The organism is Flavobacterium muglaense (assembly GCF_014305155.1).
GTDB lineage: Bacteria > Bacteroidota > Bacteroidia > Flavobacteriales > Flavobacteriaceae > Flavobacterium > Flavobacterium muglaense.
Window position 1 is genome coordinate 1 of the sequence record NZ_JACRUK010000043.1, and the last position, 19,638, is coordinate 19,638.

The 19,638-nt window shown below is 34.5% G+C and carries 15 protein-coding genes; 3 read left to right on the plus strand and 12 right to left on the minus strand.

Features of this window, described 5'->3' with window-relative positions; genetic code table 11:
• Nucleotides 1-140: 140 nt before the first annotated feature.
• From H8R24_RS14115 to gcvP, 6 genes are all read right to left on the minus strand, one after another.
• A complete protein-coding gene (locus H8R24_RS14115) occupies nt 141-902 on the minus strand; it encodes an ABC transporter ATP-binding protein (RefSeq protein ID WP_187020679.1) in 762 nt (253 codons plus the stop codon).
• Nucleotides 902-1,648: an MlaE family ABC transporter permease gene (locus tag H8R24_RS14120; protein WP_187020677.1), complete on the minus strand. Its 747-nt coding sequence runs from the start codon at nt 1,646-1,648 to the stop codon at nt 902-904. Before H8R24_RS14120 ends, H8R24_RS14115 begins: the two co-directional genes overlap by 1 nt.
• A 77-nt stretch (nt 1,649-1,725) precedes the next feature.
• Nucleotides 1,726-2,577: a glycosyltransferase gene (locus H8R24_RS14125; protein ID WP_187020675.1), complete on the minus strand. Its 852-nt coding sequence runs from the start codon at nt 2,575-2,577 to the stop codon at nt 1,726-1,728.
• A gap of 78 nt (nt 2,578-2,655) precedes the next feature.
• Nucleotides 2,656-3,183, minus strand: a complete 528-nt coding sequence (locus H8R24_RS14130) for a methyltransferase domain-containing protein (protein WP_187020672.1) — start codon at nt 3,181-3,183, stop codon at nt 2,656-2,658.
• Nucleotides 3,184-3,339: 156 nt separating this feature from the next.
• A complete protein-coding gene (locus tag H8R24_RS14135) occupies nt 3,340-4,398 on the minus strand; it encodes a 3-oxoacyl-ACP synthase III family protein (protein WP_187020670.1) in 1,059 nt (352 codons plus the stop codon).
• Between the two features lie 266 nt (nt 4,399-4,664).
• The gene (gcvP, locus tag H8R24_RS14140; RefSeq protein WP_187020668.1) at nt 4,665-7,508 is read right to left on the minus strand and encodes an aminomethyl-transferring glycine dehydrogenase; all 2,844 of its coding nucleotides are present in this window, start codon (nt 7,506-7,508) and stop codon (nt 4,665-4,667) included.
• Nucleotides 7,509-7,646: 138 nt separating this feature from the next.
• Here gcvP and H8R24_RS14145 point away from each other — a divergent pair, with 138 nt between their 5' ends.
• Nucleotides 7,647-8,459 (plus strand): UbiA prenyltransferase family protein, encoded by an 813-nt coding sequence (locus tag H8R24_RS14145; RefSeq protein ID WP_187020666.1) that lies wholly within the window; start codon nt 7,647-7,649, stop codon nt 8,457-8,459.
• Between the two features lie 286 nt (nt 8,460-8,745).
• On the plus strand, nt 8,746-10,473 hold the full coding sequence (locus tag H8R24_RS14150; protein ID WP_187020663.1) for a GMC oxidoreductase: 1,728 nt from the start codon (nt 8,746-8,748) through the stop codon (nt 10,471-10,473).
• Nucleotides 10,474-10,510: 37 nt separating this feature from the next.
• Here the strand turns inward: H8R24_RS14150 and H8R24_RS14155 are convergent, their stop codons facing one another.
• From H8R24_RS14155 to H8R24_RS14175, 5 genes are read right to left on the minus strand one after another with little or no spacing between them, the layout of a single operon-like run.
• On the minus strand, nt 10,511-10,960 hold the full coding sequence (locus H8R24_RS14155; protein ID WP_187020661.1) for an SRPBCC family protein: 450 nt from the start codon (nt 10,958-10,960) through the stop codon (nt 10,511-10,513).
• Nucleotides 10,960-11,868, minus strand: a complete 909-nt coding sequence (locus H8R24_RS14160) for a TIGR01777 family oxidoreductase (RefSeq protein ID WP_187020658.1) — start codon at nt 11,866-11,868, stop codon at nt 10,960-10,962. Before H8R24_RS14160 ends, H8R24_RS14155 begins: the two co-directional genes overlap by 1 nt.
• Before the next feature lie 2 nt (nt 11,869-11,870).
• Entirely contained in the window at nt 11,871-12,686 is an 816-nt protein-coding gene (locus H8R24_RS14165; protein WP_187020656.1) for a DCC1-like thiol-disulfide oxidoreductase family protein, read from the minus strand.
• Nucleotides 12,683-13,672: a YqjF family protein gene (locus tag H8R24_RS14170; RefSeq protein WP_187020654.1), complete on the minus strand. Its 990-nt coding sequence runs from the start codon at nt 13,670-13,672 to the stop codon at nt 12,683-12,685. Before H8R24_RS14170 ends, H8R24_RS14165 begins: the two co-directional genes overlap by 4 nt.
• A gap of 55 nt (nt 13,673-13,727) precedes the next feature.
• On the minus strand, nt 13,728-14,231 hold the full coding sequence (locus H8R24_RS14175) for a GbsR/MarR family transcriptional regulator (RefSeq protein WP_187020652.1): 504 nt from the start codon (nt 14,229-14,231) through the stop codon (nt 13,728-13,730).
• A 192-nt stretch (nt 14,232-14,423) separates the two neighbouring features.
• Here H8R24_RS14175 and H8R24_RS14180 point away from each other — a divergent pair, with 192 nt between their 5' ends.
• On the plus strand, nt 14,424-15,572 hold the full coding sequence (locus tag H8R24_RS14180; protein ID WP_187020650.1) for an ATP-binding protein: 1,149 nt from the start codon (nt 14,424-14,426) through the stop codon (nt 15,570-15,572).
• Between the two features lie 373 nt (nt 15,573-15,945).
• Here H8R24_RS14180 and H8R24_RS14185 read toward each other — a convergent pair whose 3' ends face one another.
• The gene (locus H8R24_RS14185; protein ID WP_187020648.1) at nt 15,946-19,617 is read right to left on the minus strand and encodes a DEAD/DEAH box helicase; all 3,672 of its coding nucleotides are present in this window, start codon (nt 19,615-19,617) and stop codon (nt 15,946-15,948) included.
• Nucleotides 19,618-19,638 lie beyond the last annotated feature (21 nt).

The window sequence follows — 19,638 nt, forward strand, 5'->3', positions numbered from 1 at the left end:
TATGAAAGTGATTATTTGGTGAAATTAAATCCAGTTATATGAAAATTGAGAATACTTTTTCAGCAAGCCCTAATTAGCAAATAAAAACGGACTTTGATTTTTACATCAAAGTCCGTTTTTTAGTATCATAAAGATTTTAGTTATTCTTTTAAATAAGCTTCTCTTACCTTTTTGAATAAATTGGAAGAGTAAACAAACTCTACAACCGCTTGATTATCTGTTCTGAAAATTTCTTCTTTAGTTCCTTCCCAAGCTTTTAAACCGTTTTTCAGGAACAAGATTCTTTCTCCTATTTCCATCACTGAGTTCATATCGTGGGTGTTGATTACCGTTGTAATATTGTACTCTTCGGTGATTTCCTTGATCAAATTGTCAATTAATATCGCCGTATTTGGGTCTAAACCAGAGTTAGGTTCATCACAAAAAAGGTACTTTGGATTGTTGACAATCGCTCTAGCAATGGCTACACGTTTTTGCATTCCCCCTGAAATCTCAGAAGGTAGTTTTTTATGTGCATCAATCAAGTTGACTCTTTTTAATACAAAATCAACTCGGTCTTGAATTTTTGAACCATTGTCTTTGGTAAACATTTTTAGCGGAAAGCCCACATTCTCCTCCACAGTCATCGAGTCAAATAAGGCGCTTCCTTGAAAAACCATTCCTATCTCGGTTCTTAATTCTCGTTTTTCATCAGGCTCAAGATCAGAGTATACGCGGCCGTCAAAACAAATTTGTCCTGCTTCTGGTTGATGGATTCCCAATAAACTTTTTAGTAAAACTGTTTTTCCAGACCCACTTTGTCCAATAATTAAGTTCGTTTTTCCTGTTTCAAAAACAGTCGATATTCCTTTCAGAATTTTGACATCGCCAAACGATTTTTCTATGTTTTTTACTTCTATCATTACGTTAATAATAATTGGGTTAAAATGTAATTCATCAAAATAATAGTTACTGATGTCCATACAAATGATACAGTACTTGCTTTTCCTACTTCAAGCGCTCCACCTTTCATGTAATAGCCATGAAAAGAAGGGATTGTTGCTAGTAGCAAAGCAAATATGAATGTTTTTATAAAAGCATAAGCAATATGAAACGGTATGAATTCGCGTTGTAATCCGTCAATGAAGTCCGCACTACTACCGAAGCCCCCATAAACACTAGCTACATATCCTCCTAGAATACCTAGAAACATTGAAATACCTATTAGGAATGGGTATAGCAACAAGGCAATTAGTTTAGGGAAAACTAAATAATTTAACGAGTTTACACCCATTACTTCTAAGGCGTCAATTTGTTCTGTAACTCGCATGGTTCCAATACTAGATGTGATAAATGAACCCATTTTCCCTGCCATTACTACTGAAATAAAAGTAGGAGCAAATTCTAGAATTATAGATTGTCTAGTTGCAAATCCTATTAAGTATTTAGGAATTAAAGGATTGGTCAAGTTTAAGGCTGTTTGTATGGCAACTACCCCACCAACGAAAAAGGAAATAAAAGAAACAATTCCAAGAGAATCTATAATTAAATCATCTACTTCTTTGAAAATCAGATTTTTCATTACAGACCATTTGGTTTGTTTGTTGAATATTTCTTTTAACATCAAGAAATATTTCCCTATTTGTGATATATATCGAATGAGCATCATAGTTTTAAAATATTGTCAAAAATAGTTATAAGTTGTGAGTTATCGCGCATCTGTTTGGGGTTTTTCAAACGATGGTTTTAATCTATTAGTTTGCCTTTCATTTTTTGCAAACGATATTTTCTAATAAAACGCGCCTGTTCTGGGGTAACCATTAGTGGTTTTTTGGACCATTTTGCTTTCCAGAAACCTTTTATGTAGTCTATAAAAAGCAATGGTTTCTTTTTCATCATAGCCAGTTTAGCCGATGCAATCGCAGTGATAAAAAAACCATAGCCCAAAGTATAAAAGGCTTCACCTTGTTTGTATCGAGCTGTTTTGTTATAATTGGCTCCTGTAGGTTTTAAATGTTTGACATGCAAAGATGCATCGGTGATCACTTGCCAGTTGTAAAATTTACAAAGCAATTCGTCAACAGTATCCCATCCCATTTGCGCTTTTAAGCCACCTATTTGTTTAAATGTAGCTTTGCGATACGCTTTTAAAGCACCGCGAATGTGGTCTTTATCGGTAAGGTTTTCTAATACCCATTGTCCATTTTTTTCAATATAACAAAAGCCACCTACCATACCAATTGTTTCATCCGACTGGAAGTGCCTGATGATCGTTTCAAAATAATTGGTGGGGAAAATTAAATCGGCATCTGCTTTCATCATAATGTCGTATTCCTCATCTAGTGATGCAAGTCCGGCATTGAATGCTTGTATGACTTTACTTCCTGGTAAATGTATTGCACTGGATTCTTTATTAACTAATGTAATGTACGGATGCTCTTTGGCGAAAGCCAAAACTACATCAGCAGTGTTATCTGTAGAATTGTCGTTAACCACTACTATCTTTTTGGGTAATACGGTTTGTTTTACGAGTGATTCTAGTGTTAAATTGATTAAATCGGCTTCGTTATGTGCGGGAATGACTATGTAGTAGTTCATTGTATTTGTTGAAATTAGTCGCTATGAGTTGTCGTGTAGGCTCATGATTTGCGTAATATTTATAGAGCAATAAAGCGTTTATTGTTTTATTTTCTCGGCATAAATAATATAATACCTGTTGGTAAAATAACGCAATAAAGGGCGTAGTCCTATTTTTTTTACGGGGTTGGTCCATTTTTGTCGATCTATAATTTTCCAGCCCGTTTTTTCTAATAACCAATCTAGCTGCCAGTCTTCAAATTCATGGTAATGTCTGTCCCACATATCTGTTTTGCTTCTGTATGCAGGTGAAAACCACAAACGCATCGGAATAGAAATGAAAAGTTTATCCGATTTTATTTCGCTTAAAATAGTAAATGGATTCAGTAAATGTTCGAAAATTTCAAAAGCAGTAACAACATCTTGTTGCTCTTTCGAGAAAACAGATTGATCTAGGTCTAAGTCTTCACCAGAGGTGTTTTTGACGGTGTATCCATCTTCTTTCATTATTTTCGAAAAAGGATTTTCGACACCTAAATCGAGTATGGTTTCAGAGTTTGAAACGTGTTTGTTTAAAAATTCTAAAGTGTGTTTGAACCTTTTATTAGGAAAAGTTTTTTCGTACATTTTGATTATAGTTTTATCCAAAGTGCAAATGTACAAAGATATATTTCTTCTATTGCAGATTTGAGCTCAGTTTGTTGCATCTAGTAACGTTAATAGATAAAAAGCCCACTATTTTTTGAAAAATAGTGGGCTTTTTTTTATAAAGGTGTTCGCGATTTAGTAGCGGTATAAAAACGCATTTATGTTCATTCCGGCTCCAACTGATGCAAAAAGAAGAATATCTCCTTTGTTGATTTGTTGGTCTTTAATTTCTCCTCTCACTAATAAATCCAACAAAGTAGGTACGGTGGCAACACTGCTGTTTCCTAAATCGTGGATGCTCATAGGCATGATGTCTTGCGGAACGGGAAGGTCATAAAGCTTGTAAAATCGCTGTATGATTGCCTCGTCCATTTTTTCATTGGCTTGATGAATTAGTATTTTTTTGACATCGGCAATAGTAATACCGCTACTGTCTAGACAACTTTTCATTGCTGCAGGAACATTCGTTAGTGCAAATTCGTATATTTTACGGCCATGCATTTTAATGTAGCGTGTGTCGTTTTCTAATTCTTTATTGTAGGATTCACCAAAAAACAAATAGTTCGCTTCGTCCATGGCATAAGTACCGCTTTCGTATGAAATTAGTCCTGTTTCATCATCTGAAGCTTCAATTATCGATGCTCCGGCTCCATCAGAGTAAATCATAGAGTCTCTATCATGCGGGTCAACTACTCTGGATAAGGTTTCAGATCCAATAACTAAACATCTTTTTGCCATTCCAGACTTGATGTAGGCATTGGCTTGCAAAACTCCTTCGATCCAACCCGGACAACCAAAAAGGATATCGTAAGCGACACATTTAGGGTTTTTTATCTGTAATTTGTGTTTTACTCTTGTTGCTAAACTAGGTACAGTATCAGCTTGTGTGGTGCCAAATTTAACCTCACCAAAATTGTGAGCAAAGATGATATAGTCAATCGTTTCTGGATCTATTCCTGCATTTTCTATTGCTTTTTGAGAAGCAAAAAAAGCCAAATCAGAGGAAGTGTAATGATCTTCGGCATAGCGCCTGTGCTCAATTCCTGTGATCCCTTTGAATTTATTAATTATTATATCGTTTGGTTTCCCAAACGGTGTTCCGTCTTCATTTAAAAAAACATGATCACCAAAGTCTGTATTGCTTACTTTCTTTTCAGGAATATAACTTCCTATTCCAGTTATTTTTATTTTCATGGTTTTATTTTCCAAAAATTTAGGCTAAATTAAAGATAAAAAAATGATTATAGCCATGATATTTACTATGCGTGCATATAATTACGTAATATTAATTATTTGGCTAATTTACTGATGATTTTTTAATAAATATTCGAAAACGTTGTAGTTTTTTCATTCGAAATTATTAATGTCTAATTTGTTCTAAGTAAGATGAGTACTTATTGTAAATAAAAAAAATGCCTCAAAATAAATTGAGGCATTATTAGTTTTGATAAAAATGTATTTTACATATACGCTTCAATTGGCGCACAACTGCAAACTAAATTTCTATCGCCATAGGTTTCGTCAACACGACGAACACTTGGCCAGAATTTATTTTCACCTACATATTCTAATGGGAAGGCTGCTTTTTCTCTTGTATATGGTAATATCCAAGTGTCAGCAGTAAGCATTGCTAATGTATGCGGTGCGTTTTTCAACACGTTGTTTGGTTCTTCTACAGCTGACGCTTCAATTTCTTGACGAATCGAAATCATCGCGTCACAAAAACGATCTAATTCTCCTAAATCTTCTGATTCAGTTGGTTCAATCATTAATGTTCCAGCTACAGGGAACGAAACTGTTGGTGCATGGAAACCATAATCCATCAAACGTTTTGCAATATCCGAAACTTCAATTCCTTTGGCTTTAAAGCCTCTACAATCTAAAATCATTTCGTGCGCCGCTCTTCCTTTTTCACCTGAATATAATATTGGGTAGTGGGCTTCTAAACGCGCTTTCATATAGTTAGCGTTCAAGATCGCGTATTTAGTGGCATTTGTAATTCCTTCGGCTCCTAGCATGCAAATGTATCCGTAAGAAATCAAGCAAACTAAAGCCGACCCATAAGGCGCTCCAGAAATTGCCGTAATTCCTTTTTCGCCACCTACTTTTACTAATGGATTTGTTGGTAAAAACGGAACTAATTTTTCGTTTACACAAATTGGTCCTACACCTGGTCCACCACCTCCGTGAGGAATGGCGAATGTTTTATGCAAGTTCAGGTGACAAACATCAGCGCCAATAGTAGCTGGATTTGTCAATCCTACTTGTGCATTCATATTAGCACCATCCATATAAACTAATCCACCGTTGTCGTGAATGATTTGAGTAATTTCTCTAATAGCACTTTCAAAAACACCATGTGTAGATGGGTACGTTACCATTAAACAAGACAATTCATCTTTGTATTGTAATGCTTTTTCACGCACATCTTCTACATCAATATTACCGTTTTCCATTGTTTTAGTAACGATAATTTTCATTCCGGCCATCGCTGCTGATGCAGGATTTGTACCGTGAGCCGATGCAGGAATTAAACAGATCGTTCTTTTCTCATCACCTCTAGAGTGATGGTACGCACGAATGGTCATTAAACCAGCATATTCTCCTTGAGCACCTGAGTTAGGTTGTAATGTAGTACCAGCAAAACCAGTAATTACATTCAGTTGATGCTCTAGTTTTTTCAACATTGTTGTATATCCTTCTACTTGATCCAATGGAGCAAATGGGTGAATGGTGTTCCAATAAGGCATACTTAATGGTAACATTTCAGCTGCTGCATTCAATTTCATCGTACAAGAACCCAAGGCAATCATCGAGTGATTCAATGATAAATCTTTACGCTCTAGTTTTTTGATGTAACGCATTAAGCTTGTTTCCGAGTGGTATTTATTGAATACCTCATGCGTTAAAAATTCTGATTTTCTATTTAAAAGCATCGGGTAGTTGTTCTCTAAAACATATTCCGAAACTTCAAAAGCTTCTTTTCCTACCGCTTCCGCAAAAATGGCAATCACTTCATTAATGTCGCTAAACAAAATCGTTTCGTTGATAGATATCGAAATTGTGTCGTTGTCAATATAGTAGAAATTTACTTCTTTACCTTCGGCAATGGCTTTTACTTTTTGAGCATCCGCTTTTACAACGATAGTATCAAAGAAAGAAGTGTTGGTTTGATAAACGCCTAATTTATTTAACGCACTAGCTAATGTTGAAGCCATTCCGTGTACTTTGTCAGCGATGTATTGTAAACCTTTTGGTCCGTGATATACAGCAAACATTCCTGCCATTACAGACAATAATACTTGCGCAGTACAAATATTTGAAGTTGCTTTTTCACGTTTGATATGTTGCTCACGTGTTTGTAAAGCCATACGTAACGCACGGTTTCCATCGGCATCTTGAGATACTCCAATGATTCTTCCCGGCATAGAACGTTTGTACTCATCTTTAGTTGCAAAATAAGCAGCATGTGGTCCACCATAACCCATTGGAATTCCAAAACGTTGTGTTGTTCCTACCACTACAGCAGCTCCCATTTCTCCTGGAGGCGTTAGTTTTACTAATGATAAAATATCGGCAGCAACTGCAACTTTTATTTCGTTTTCATTTGCTTTTTTGATAAAGTCAGCATAATCATATACTTGACCGTATTTTCCTGGGTATTGTAAAATAGCTCCAAAAAACTCTTTTGAGAAATCAAAATCTTGGTGATTTCCTATTACTAATTCAACACCTATAGGAGTAGAACGTGTTTGCAATACAGATAATGTTTGTGGTAAAATTTCTTCAGACACAAAAAATTTGCATACATTGCTTTTCTTTTGGTCTCTAGTACGTACATCAAACAATAAAGCCATCGCTTCTGCAGCAGCAGTACTCTCATCAAGTAAAGAGGCATTAGCAATTTCCATACCTGTTAATTCAATAACCATGGTTTGAAAATTCAAAATAGCTTCTAGACGACCTTGAGCAATTTCGGCTTGGTAAGGAGTGTAAGCGGTGTACCATCCTGGGTTTTCAAAAATATTTCTTTGAATCGCTGGTGGAACTATCGTTGGGTGATATCCTAAACCAATGTATGATTTGTATACTTTGTTAGTACGACCTAATAACCGAATGTGATTTGCATATTCGTATTCAGTCATAATGTGCTCCAGTTCCAACGGTTTTTTTAAGCGAATATCAGTTGGAATAGTTTCGTATATCAACTGATCTAAAGTTTCAACACCAATGGTTTCTAATATTTTTGGTAAATCGTTTTCCCTTGGGCCTAAGTGTCTTAAAGCAAATGAGTCTGTTTTCATGTAAGTATAGTAATGTTGTGTTTTTTTAGTGTTGCAAAAATAAGTATTTTAAATAATTTACACCGTGTTTTGATATTGATTTTTTGTCAATTTATCAACTAAATGCGGTATTTGTTCACAATTGATTAATTTTGTTTAATGATTAGTTTTAAAAGAGTTTTTGATTTTTATATCCGCAGTAGTATTCATGTGGCTTTATCGGTATATGCATTGGTTCGAATGACTCATTTTATGTTCAACATATCGGATGATGAACCAATGGCTTATTTCGCTTTATTTGGTACGATTGTAGGTTATAACTTTGTGAAATATGACGCTTTGGCTCGAGCCAAAAAAAGAGAAATGCGCAATGAACTGAAATTAATTGCCGTGTTGAGCTTTTTGTCTCTTATTGCCGTGGGGTATTTTTTCTTCAAGCTAGAACTCATAACTCAGATGGTTTCTGTTGGAGTTTTAGCTTTAACGCTGCTTTATACACTGCCATTTTTTCCTAATCGAAAAAATGCGCGCAATTGGGCAGGAGTCAAAATTTATATTGTGGCTTTGTGTTGGGTAGGAGTGACTCTGGTTTTGCCTTTGGTAAATGCACATATTACACTAGGTCTTGATTTCTATTTAAAATGCATTCAGCGGTTTATATTGGTTTTTGTGTTGATTCTTATTTTTGAGATATTGGATTTGGCCAATGACGATCCACATTTAAAAACCGTACCACAACAAATTGGGGTGGGACGAACAAAATGGGTTGGTTTATTATTATTACTTCCTTTTTATTTTTTAGAGCTTTTAAAAAATAATTTCATCGAAGAGCAATTAATCGTTAATGGAATTCTTGTTCTAGCTCTTTCTTTATTTTTGGCTTTCGCCAATGAAAAACGGTCTAAATATTACACTTCTTTTTGGGTCGAAAGTATCCCTATATTTTGGTGGTTGATGGTAGTTTTCTTTTGAAAAAAAGCATTTTAGTTGTCGTTTTTCAGTGCTTTTCTAGTCCATTCCCCTTTAGACGTAGAATCATGATAGCTGTTTTTTTTTATGAATTTGAAGGTCGGATGTTGTATTTACGATCTTTTTTTGTCTTAGAACTAAAATTGGTGTTTATACGTAGTTTTGTTTTTTTGTAATATGCTATATTTGAGTTGTATTATTACAAAATTAAAAAAGGAATTCAAGGGCCATTTGAATAATAGTGTCATCAGGAAATCCTAAGGAGCATATAACTAAACAACTTCATTTTATGATTACATTTTCATCAAGTCCCAATTTTGCAAATGGCTTTCCTAGTCCCGGACCTCAAGACCCAACTTCTCAAAAAGTTATGGATCATATCTTTTTTTTGTCAGAAACAGATTGGAAAATAGCAAGGGAGGAAGAGCAATTTGATTATATAATTATAGGTAGTGGCTTTTGTTCTTTAGCTTTCGCTGAAAGAATTTTATCGAAGAAACCATTGTCAAAAATACTTATTATTGAGCGCGGTACTTTTTTCTTACCGGAACATTTTCAAAATTTACCTATTTCTTATCAACATACACTAGGAGGTTTGTCTGAAACATTTCCTTGGACACTTTCGAGTAAAACAGCATCTCAACCCGCAGGGAATATTCAGTTTCAACATGGAATGGTGCCTTTTTTTGGAGGGCGTAGTATTATGTGGAGTGCTTGGTGTCCCCGTCCTACACATGAGGAAATGGAATATTGGCCGCAAGAAACCATCGCTGCTGCAAAAGCTCATTTTAAATCTGCTGAAAAACTACTAAATGTTATTCCAGCGGATCAAATAGATAAGAATTTGAGTAAAGACGTTTTGAAGCATGTGTCTTCACAACGTCCTATATACGGAGTTATGCAAAAAGAAATTCAAGATAGACTTTCTGATAATTTAGATAAAATACCTACTGCTACACGAAGCATGGCCGCTCCACTAGCTGTAGGCTCAGGAGTAGAAGAAGGTTTGGATTTTGCTAAATTTTCTACACCATCGGTGTTATTAGAGTTGGTTAGTTTACAGTCTGAATTGAGTAAAAAAGGAAAAGGAAGTCCGCTTAAAATGGTCGCAAATTGTATTGTAAGTAAAATTTATCAACAAGAAGGAGTCGCAACCGCATTAGAAACTTCAAGAGGCGTTGTAAACATAGGGAATGCTAAATTAATTCTTGCAATGGGTACACTTCCGCCAGCTACTTTATTAATGAATTCTTTCCCTCAAGTTAAAAGAGCAGGGGAGCGTTTTACAGCACATTTTATTACTTCTATTGTTGCAAGAATTCCTCGTAAGGATTTTGATTTTGCTAGTAAATTAAATGAGTTAGAGTTAGCAGCAATATATATGGCTGGGGTAAACCCAGATAGTGGTATGCAATATCATGTTCAACTTTCAGTATTATCAGACAAAGATCCTTTAAAGAATTCTCAAAAAGCAGCTCGTTATATGCCTGACGTTGTTGCGACTGCTTCTATGGCGCAATTAACAAGTTCGGATGATTATCTGGTATTTGTTTGTGCTGTTCTAGGCGAAATGGATTTTAGAAACCCAGAAAATTACTTGCGTCTAAATGGTCAATCAGATCCAACGACAAATGTTAATCTCCAAGCTTTAGCAAGCGAAAAAGATCTCCAAACTTGGGAAACAATGGATAATGCTACATTTCAAATGTTAGAAAATGCTTTGTCACCTAAAGGAAGCAACAGAGTTGAATATTGGCACGGAGACCCAAACGAAGGGGCTTGGCACAAAGAACAACCGTCGAAACTGAAACGTAGGGTAGGAGGATTGGTTCATGAAGGTTCAAGTCTTTGGATTGGTAAAGGCAACGAAGGAGTAGTTGGTTTGGATTACAGACCCAATGGCGTAGAGAATGTTTATGTTACAGGAGGTGCGCTTTGGCCTGCTAGCGGTTCTTGGAATCCAACAATGACAATGGTTGCATTAGCTCAAGACTTAGCTGATAATTTGTTAAAATAAAGAATTTTTAAAGAGATCTATATTACAGTTATTGATTCTATTTTTCTGACACCAATTTTAAGTATGCATTTCGTTCAATTAAAAATTGAGTGAGATGCTTTTTTAATGCTAATTTATCAAATAGTTGCCCGAAAATTCCAAAAGGGGTTTCATACTGCATCAGATCTATCATGATGGTCTGGCCGTTCCTTTCTTCAAAAAAGTGTTGGTGTTTGAAACTTTTAAAATGGCCGTTTAATTGCTCGTCTACAAAGTAAGTAGGTTGTTCCATTTGAGAAATCACAGATTGATGTTGTAAAAAAACACCAAAATGCTTTCCCCGCCAAGTAACGGTCTCTCCTTTGTTAATTAATCCAAATGTGGTGCCTGCAATCGCAATTTCGTTGCTTTTACCTGCTGACTCTTGATGCGTGTCAATGTTTCTGGCATGATCAAAAACATGTTGTATTGGTGCTTTGATTACGGTTGTAAGTTGTATAGTTGTCATTATTGCAATAGGTTTTTAAAGGCAATATCTATGTTGGGAAATTCAAATTTAAAACCATTTTCCGTAAGTTTCTTCGGAATCACATTTCGGCTTTTTAAAACTAATTCTGTTTCTGTTCGAATGATAAATGAATCTATTTTTAATAGAAAAGTAGGCATTGGAATCCCAACAAACTGTCCCACTGCTTTTCGAAGTTTTTTCATGAAATCAGCATTGGTGATTGGAGTAGGAGATACAATATTAATTACGCCAGTCATTTCTTGTTGAATAATAAATTCAATCGCTTTCGCAAAATCAGTTTCGTGAATCCAACTGATGTATTGGTTCCCTTTTCCTTGTTTACCACCAAGACCAGTTTTAGCTAGAGTTTTTAAAGGGATAAAAGCACCGCCTTTTTTGCCTAAAACGATTGATGTTCTCATAGCCGTTTTTAAGGTTTGAGGAGTCTCATATTTAAAGAAGGCTTTCTCCCATGATTGTGCGACATTCATCGAAAAGTCATTGCCAATTTCACCGTTTTCTTCACTCATTTGTTTGTCTAATGAAAATCGATAGATGGTTGATGTTGATGAATTCAGCCAATGCTTGGGTGGGTTTTTACATTGTAAAACTGCTTTGTTTAGGATTTTGGTACTTTCTATTCTGGATAATAAAATTTCTTTTTTGTTTGCTTTAGTATACCGACAATCGACTGATTTTCCTGCTAGGTTGATCAACACGGTTGCGTTTTCTAATTCGGTTTCCCAACCGCTTAGTTTTCTAGCATCCCAATTGACATATTTGATTCCGTTTTCTTCTTTAGATTTAGCTCGTGTAAGAATTACAATTTGGTCAAATTTACTTTCGAAATGATTAACCAAAACTTGACCCAAAAATCCCGTTCCTGCTGCTATGATTAGTTTTTTCATGATTATAAATTTAAAATTATAAGTAAGGCAATTAGGCGGTATAATATCCAAGTTGCTGTTACGTATTTTGGTAATTCTAATACCGTTGTTCTTCGGTAATGTTCGGCTATCATAAGAGTTACAGTTAGTCCAAACCAGCCTAAAGTTACAATTGGACTAACAAATTTTTGCAACAGCAAGATCGGAAATAAAAGTAAGCTCCCCATTAATGAAATGGTAACAAGATTTCCGATGTAGTTTAATTGTTTTTCCTTTGTCATTTTTTGTATAAAAAGAAATTGAAACCCAATTTGTCCAGTAGCCAAAACTAATTCTCTTGTCCAATTTCCATTTGGGATTAATGGAATGTTTTTAGAATAATAAAAGAGTATTATAGCAGTAAAAACAGTCGCGAATACAATGTACAAAATGCGGTAAAAATAATTAAAATCAGGGATGCATTGCGTTTTTATATGGGTGTTTTCTTTGCTTGGTATAATCACTTTTCGGTTGTAAGAAATGAATTTGTATAGTTTCTTTAAGAAGTAATTCATAGGCTTCCAATTTCCAATTTTCTCAATCACTGGAAACGAAAAGCCAATTACTTTAAGCAATCCATCAATGCCGTAGATTACTTTTTTGTTTTGGGTGTCAACTAATGCGATTTCGTTTTTGGCTCGATCCATATCAATATAATTGGCTTCGGCATCCGTTAGGGTAACAAATGGTTTTCGACCATTGGCGTCAAGCATTTTTGTTTTGATAAAAGCGGCTGTATAGAGATTGCACATCGGACAATCTTCATCGTATAATAAGGTTTGGTTATTTAGTGTTTTCATGATAGTTTTCTTTTGTTTTCGACGCTTATTGTTGATCCTTTAGCAAAAATCACTGATGAAGGTTTAGAGGTTTCTAAATGTTTGAAATCCATTCCATATAGTTTTTCAAAGTCTACGTCTATTACTGTTTCAAGAACTTCTTGTTGTTCCCATTTGGGGTGTTTTACTTCATATTCAAATGTGGTTTGTGCATTATGTTTGGTGTATCCGTAATAATGTTCGCAAATAAAATCGGCTGTTGAGTACTCTTCAATTGGTATCAATTGGTTGTTTGTAACCACTCTCATTGTATTCCATTTGTTGTTTAATTTCCACTGATAATTATAATTTGTTGTGTTTTGTGATTTTTCAATACAATGTTTCATGGGTAATGTTTGGTAACGCTCTTTATATATTGTGTTTGCAACAAAAGTTAAAGCTGGTTTTGGAACAATCTCTTTAATGAAAACAACACCGCGTTTCCATTCCTTATTTTCAAAACGTTTGACATAAAAACGAAGGTTTACTTCTTCGAAATTGACATGAAACGGAACTTTTAGCCCTAACAACCTTGTTTCTTCAAATAAAAAGCCAACTAAACTAACATAGCATTTGTTTTCATAAAAGTCGATTTCAGTTCCTTTTGGCAGGTGTTTTTCTAACAGTTTGGTGTCGATTTCATAATTAACTAAAATCAGGTTGTTCCATTGGGCAGTTAGGAAAGCTTTTTTAGGTTTGTTTTGGAAGTGGATAATATAAGTTAGTAAGAAAATCAATAAAATGGGAATTGTGAAAAACCAATCAAAGCTACCATCCCAACCAATGAAAAATAAAAACACTAAGGAGAAGTAGATGTATATTAACTTGTTTCTGGGGTGTATGGTTAAATATAAAGTTGCTGCAAGTAACTGCAATGCGCCAGTAAAAGGTAGTCCATAACCGCCTAAAAGCAAAAACAATAATGCAATAGTATTAATTGTTTTTAATAGATTTAAATTCGGTTTCATAATTCTATTTATTTTTAAACTTTCAGAAAAAAATGAAAGTTTTGGTTAAAATTTTTTACTTCATGAATTTTACAACTAGCTTAGTTAGCCAATTGTCTTTGTATTCTGTTATTTTGTCCAATACATTGTCAGCTTTTAAAACGAAGTCATATAGTTTAGTCGTTTGATCGACAAAGTGTTTTTCTTCTGCCGTTTGGTTGGCTTCAATTGATGAAACTTCTTTTAAAACTTTCAAGGCTGGTTTGATTTCTCTTTTGCTTCTTTCTCTTGCTATTTTAACGGCTAGTTCATCAAGATCTTTTTCGGCTGTAAAAAACTCCCTGCGTTCGCCTACTTTATATTCTTTGTAAACAATTCCCCAATCCATCAAAGCACGTAAGTTCATACTGGCGTTCCCACGTGAAATTTGCAATTCTTCCATTACATCTTCCATAGAAACCGGTTCTGCTGACACCATCAATAGCGCATGAATCTGAGCCATGGTTTTGTTGATACCCCATTGGCTACCAAGTGCTCCCCAAGTTTGTACGAATTTGTTTTTTGCTTCTTTGAAATCCATAGTACAAATGTATGTAAAAGTTTTTAAACTTTCAATAATAAATGAAAGCTTGTTTAGTGAAGTTTTTAAAAACACTAAGATTGGTGATTATATTCACCAAATAACACCTAATTTTGGTGAATATAATCACCAAATAATACCTTAATTTGGTGAATAGAATTTTTATTTATACATTTGTTTAAAATTAAATCGATGATTAGTAGGTTTTTAAGCTCGAATATAAAGGAAAGACTCAATAAAGGCAAAGTTATTGTGCTTGTTGGTCCTCGGCAAGTAGGTAAATCAACTCTTGTTTTTAGTTTGTTGAAAGAAACTGAGTTTTTGTTTCTGGATGGTGACGACTCTGTTGTTGCCGAAACTTTGGCAAATGCCAATACTGAAACATTAAAAAACATTATTGGTGACTATAAATATTTGTTTATAGATGAGGTGCAACGCATTCCGAATATTGGTTTGAAATTAAAAATCATTGTGGACCAAATTAAAGATGTTCAAGTAATTGTAAGCGGTTCTTCGGCTTTTGACATTAATCATGCTACCCAAGAACCGCTTACAGGACGCAAATTTGAATACCATTTGTATCCTATTTCTTGGAATGAATTTGAAAAAAATGTTGGGTACATGAAAGCCCAACAACAACTAGAAATACGGTTGCTGTACGGAATGTATCCTGATGTGATTACCAATTTGGGTAACGAATTTGAGATTCTCAAAAATCTAGTATCGAGTTATTTATACAAAGATATTTTGAGTTTGGCAGGCATCCGTAAATCAGAAGTTTTGGAGAAAATTCTACAAGCTTTGGCGTTTCAAATTGGGAGTGAAGTGAGTTATAATGAAATAGCCCAGCTTGTAGGCGTTGACAAAAATACGGTAAGCAACTATATTGATTTGCTCGAAAAAAGCTTTGTAATTTTTAGGTTAAATAGTTTTAGTAGAAATCATAGAAATGAAATCAAAGCCAACAAAAAAATCTATTTCTACGATACGGGTGTTCGAAATATGTTGATAGGGAATTTTAATTTCATGGAATTTAGGCAAGATAAAGGTGCTCTTTGGGAGAATTTTTTGATCGCTGAGCGAATGAAATTATTGAGTTATGAAAACCGCAATGCCAAACCGTATTTTTGGCGTACTACCCAACAACAAGAAGTAGATTATGTAGAAACTGTGGACGAAGAAGTAAACGCTTTTGAAATAAAATGGAAGGTTAAAAAAGCAAAGCTTCCAAAACCATTTTTAGATAATTATCAAGGGAGTTTTACAATAGTTACAGCTGAGAATTTCAGGGATTTTTTGAAATTATTTTTTGGTTTCTTCTACCTTTTGAGTTTGTTTTAAAATTAAATATTTAATTTTAAGTTTTCACCATTAAGAAATTAAGGTTCATTAAGTCAAACGAAAGCTTAATTTACCTTAATCCCTTAATGGTAAATTTTTTAAGGGGCTAAATTTTCTCAGTAGCTGCCAGGGCATTCGCTTTTAAAATTTGTGAAATTAGATTTAATATTTTATGAATTTACTTAGTCTGTTCGCTATCGCTCGGGTGTGCAAATTAGTGTAATTTGTGGTCAACTTTTTTTAAAAGTGAACTCCCTGAGTAGCTGCCTATTATTATGTTTATTCTCAAATACACAATACCTACAAGGTCAAAAAAAGACCTTGCAGGAAAGATGCGGAAATTAGCCGTCTAATCGTTGACTAGTCACAAAGATTATCTAAACAATTCTTTAACTTCATTAATATTAAATGATTTTTTCTCGTCTTGGTCAATATTGATGATGCTGCTGGCTACATTTTTCTTTTTTTGCTGTAGCGAAACAATTTTTTCTTCAATAGTATCTTTACAAATCATGCGGTAGGCCATTACTTTTTTGGTCTGGCCAATGCGGTAACAACGGTCAATGGCTTGGTTTTCTACGGCGGGATTCCACCATGGGTCAATGATAAAAACATAATCGGCTTCGGTTAAGTTCAAACCTGTTCCGCCTGCTTTTAGGCTGATTAAAAACACACGCACATCGGCATTGTTCTGAAAATTCTCTACCTTTTCTTGTCTATTGGTGGTTTGACCATCCAGATATTCGTACTGAATTTTGTCTTCTTCGAGTCTGGTTTTTACAATTTGTAGCATTTTTACAAATTGCGAAAAAACCAAAATTTTGTGTTTCCCCGTTTTTTCTTTGATGTTTTCTATCAAAGTTTCTAGTTTTACCGAGTAGTTTCCAAAATCTTCGTCGGTAGGAATCAAGGCTGTAGAGTTGCAAATTTGCCTTAATTTGGTTAATCCTTCCAAAATATACATTTGCGATTTTTCTACGCCATTTTCGTCAATTTTGTTCAGCAAATAATCACGGTATTTGTTCTTGAAGGTGTCATAAACGCCACGTTGTTCTTTGCCCATTTCGCAAAAAATAATGCTCTCGGTTTTCTCGGGCAATTCGGTTGCTACCTGTTCTTTGGTACGTCTAAGCATGAAAGGCGTGATGATTTTGCCCAATATTTGCGAAGCATCAAAATCTTTTTCTTTATCAATAGCGTCAGAAAAATTGGTTTTGAAATGCGACATATTCCCCAATAATCCAGGGTTTAAAAAGTTGAGTTGCGCATACAAATCAAAGGTGTTATTCTCAATAGGTGTTCCTGTCAAGGCAATTTTGTTGTAAGAGTTGAGCAAGCGCACGGCTTTGTATCGCTTAGAATTTGGGTTTTTAATTGCCTGACTTTCATCCAGAATGACATAGTTGAATTTAAAATCTTTCAAGAATTCAATATCGTTTAGCAAAGAGCCGTAGGTAGAGATAATCAAATCATATTTATCAAAATTATCTTTGTTTTCTAACCTGCTTGCGCCCGTAAAAGTGAGCATTTTGAGGGTTGGGCAAAATTTTTCAATCTCATTATTCCAGTTAAAAATCAAAGATGTTGGTGCAATGATTAATGAAGGCGGACTTTTTGGATTTTTTACTTTCAAATATTGCAAAAATGTGATGGTTTGCAGGGTTTTACCCAATCCCATATCATCGGCTAGGCAGCCGCCCAGTTGGTTGGTGTCCAAAAAAGCCAACCAGTTTAGGCCGTGGTGTTGGTAATCTCTCAGTTTGGCCTTGATGCCTTTGGGTATAGGCACGGCTTCGATTTCTGATATGTTTTGTAGGCGTTTTTTCTTGTTGTAAAGTTCTTCTAGAAAACTCGGTTTGGTGTCAACTTCTTGATACAATTCGTCTATAATTCCAAACTGATAGTTGGATATTTGGATGCCGTTTTTCTTGATTTCGCCCGTTTTAAAGTAGGTTGCAAATTTCTTCATCCATTCTTCGGGCAATATACCTAGTGTACCATCGCCCAGCGTTACATAGTTTGATTTTTTCAAAAAAGCCTTTTGCAATTCTTTCATGCTTGCTTTTTGATTGCCAAAACTAATGTTGATTTCTATATCAAACCAGTCAATATCTGATTTTAAATTAACCTTAATAACAGGCTTATTCATGTTAAACTGAAACGATTTAAGCTCATTCGCCCCAAAAACTGTAATCCCCATTTGTTTCATCCTTTCGGTTGAATGAAGCATCCAGTAATTTTCGAAAAGTTGTTCGGGAGTCAGAAAAAATATCGTTTCTTGCTCTTCAAAAGCAGGGTGCAAACTTTTAAATTCTTCTATAAAATTATCTTCAAGCGACTGATTTCTCTCAGTATATTCAATTTTTTCTGAATTAGATTTTATATCCAAAAGCAATTCGGGCGAGTACACATCGACCATTTTTTCGCCATATTGCACCACGAGTTTAAAGGTTACGTACTCGCCGTTGGTATCGCTAATATACACTTGTTTATCGGGTTCGTTTTCTAGTTTAGTAGCCTTCGCTTTTTTGATGCTTGTCGATTGAATCTCAAATTTTTTAGAAAGCGGTGCTATTATTTTTTCAAAAAAATCAGGAGTTGCTTTTTTGAGGTAATTAATCTCGGGAGATTCCTTGAATTGTTGGATGTACAAAGTCAGATTAGTGTCCAGAATAGGAATGATGGTTTCATTTTCAATAATAAACAAATCAGAAATTGACAAGGCCGAAGCATTCAAATTATAATTTTTATCGTCTATGGCGAGTTTTGCTTTTAGGGTATAAAAATAATCACTTTGAGTAAGTGTAAAAAAGAGTTTTATCTTTTTCTCTTCAATACTAAGCACACTCAGGTTTTTGCGTACTAAAGTATCCTTGCTGTCATATTTATAAATCAAGGTGTTTTTCCATTTGGGCAGGATGCCTTTGACGGTTTCTGTAGCTTTTATTATGTAATCAAGCTGATTATGTGATTCAAAGGTATCAATCAAATTGTTTATCTGAAGCGTTTTTAGAATCAGGTTTTGGTCTTCTGAATCTTCAAACGTGATTAAATAGTTATTCAAATTCACAAAATCAATAGAATCAAAACTAGACGAAAAATCAGTTTTAGCCTTGTTGTATTTGGCTCTTACTGGGATTATTTTGAATAATTCTTTTTTGTCAAATTGAAAACAAAGACCCAAACCATAATTTTCACTTTGGGTCTTTAGACTAGGCAGAAAAGTGATTCGCTCCGTAAGTTCGTCCCCAAATATATCCGTCAAATCATCAAGGTCTGTGGTGATGTTTTTGTACTTACTATCTACTTTAAAACCTTTGGGAGTAATAGAAAAACTGAAAATTTCTTGGTAATTGTCTTCTGGAGAGAAACCAACCGTTGCCAAATAGGCGTTTGTTTTTTCTTGTATATAATTGCTTGCAAACAAATTGTTTCCAAAAACAGAAACAATTCCGAGAAAAGCTTTTCTTAAATGCTCACATTTTTTTTTGGATTTAGAACAATTACAATCAAATTCTAAAATAGATGTTTGAGGGTCGTATTTTAATTCTTGTTGGTTTTTATCCCAACCAATAGTAGTAGTGATTACCTCGGTTTGACTAACCGAAACTATTTTTGTATCACTATAATAACTATAATAGCCTTGTTCAAACTGGTTTATTACCGCATCTGTAATAATCCCATTGGGTATTAGGATTTGGTTTTTTAATAACCGTACTTGTTTGTCATGTGTACTAGTTGTGTTGCCAAATAAATCAAGAGTGATTTTAGGAGGGTTTTCAATCAATAATTTTAAGGTTGCAATTACATGCTTGCAAATTCCAGAGTAATTTTTTTTGTAAGGACAAGTGCAGGATGTAGAAATTTCATTAAAATCAGAAAAATCTATCAAAATATCATAATCATAAGCTTGACTACCTTCACATTGGTATTCATAATGATTCTTAAATGCTTTGGTTAATGTTGGATAAACATAATGGGCATTGCTTCGGGAATTAGGATTGCTGTTGGCTCTTATGTATGCTTTTATTAGTTTTATATCCATCCTTAATTTTTTATAAAAATA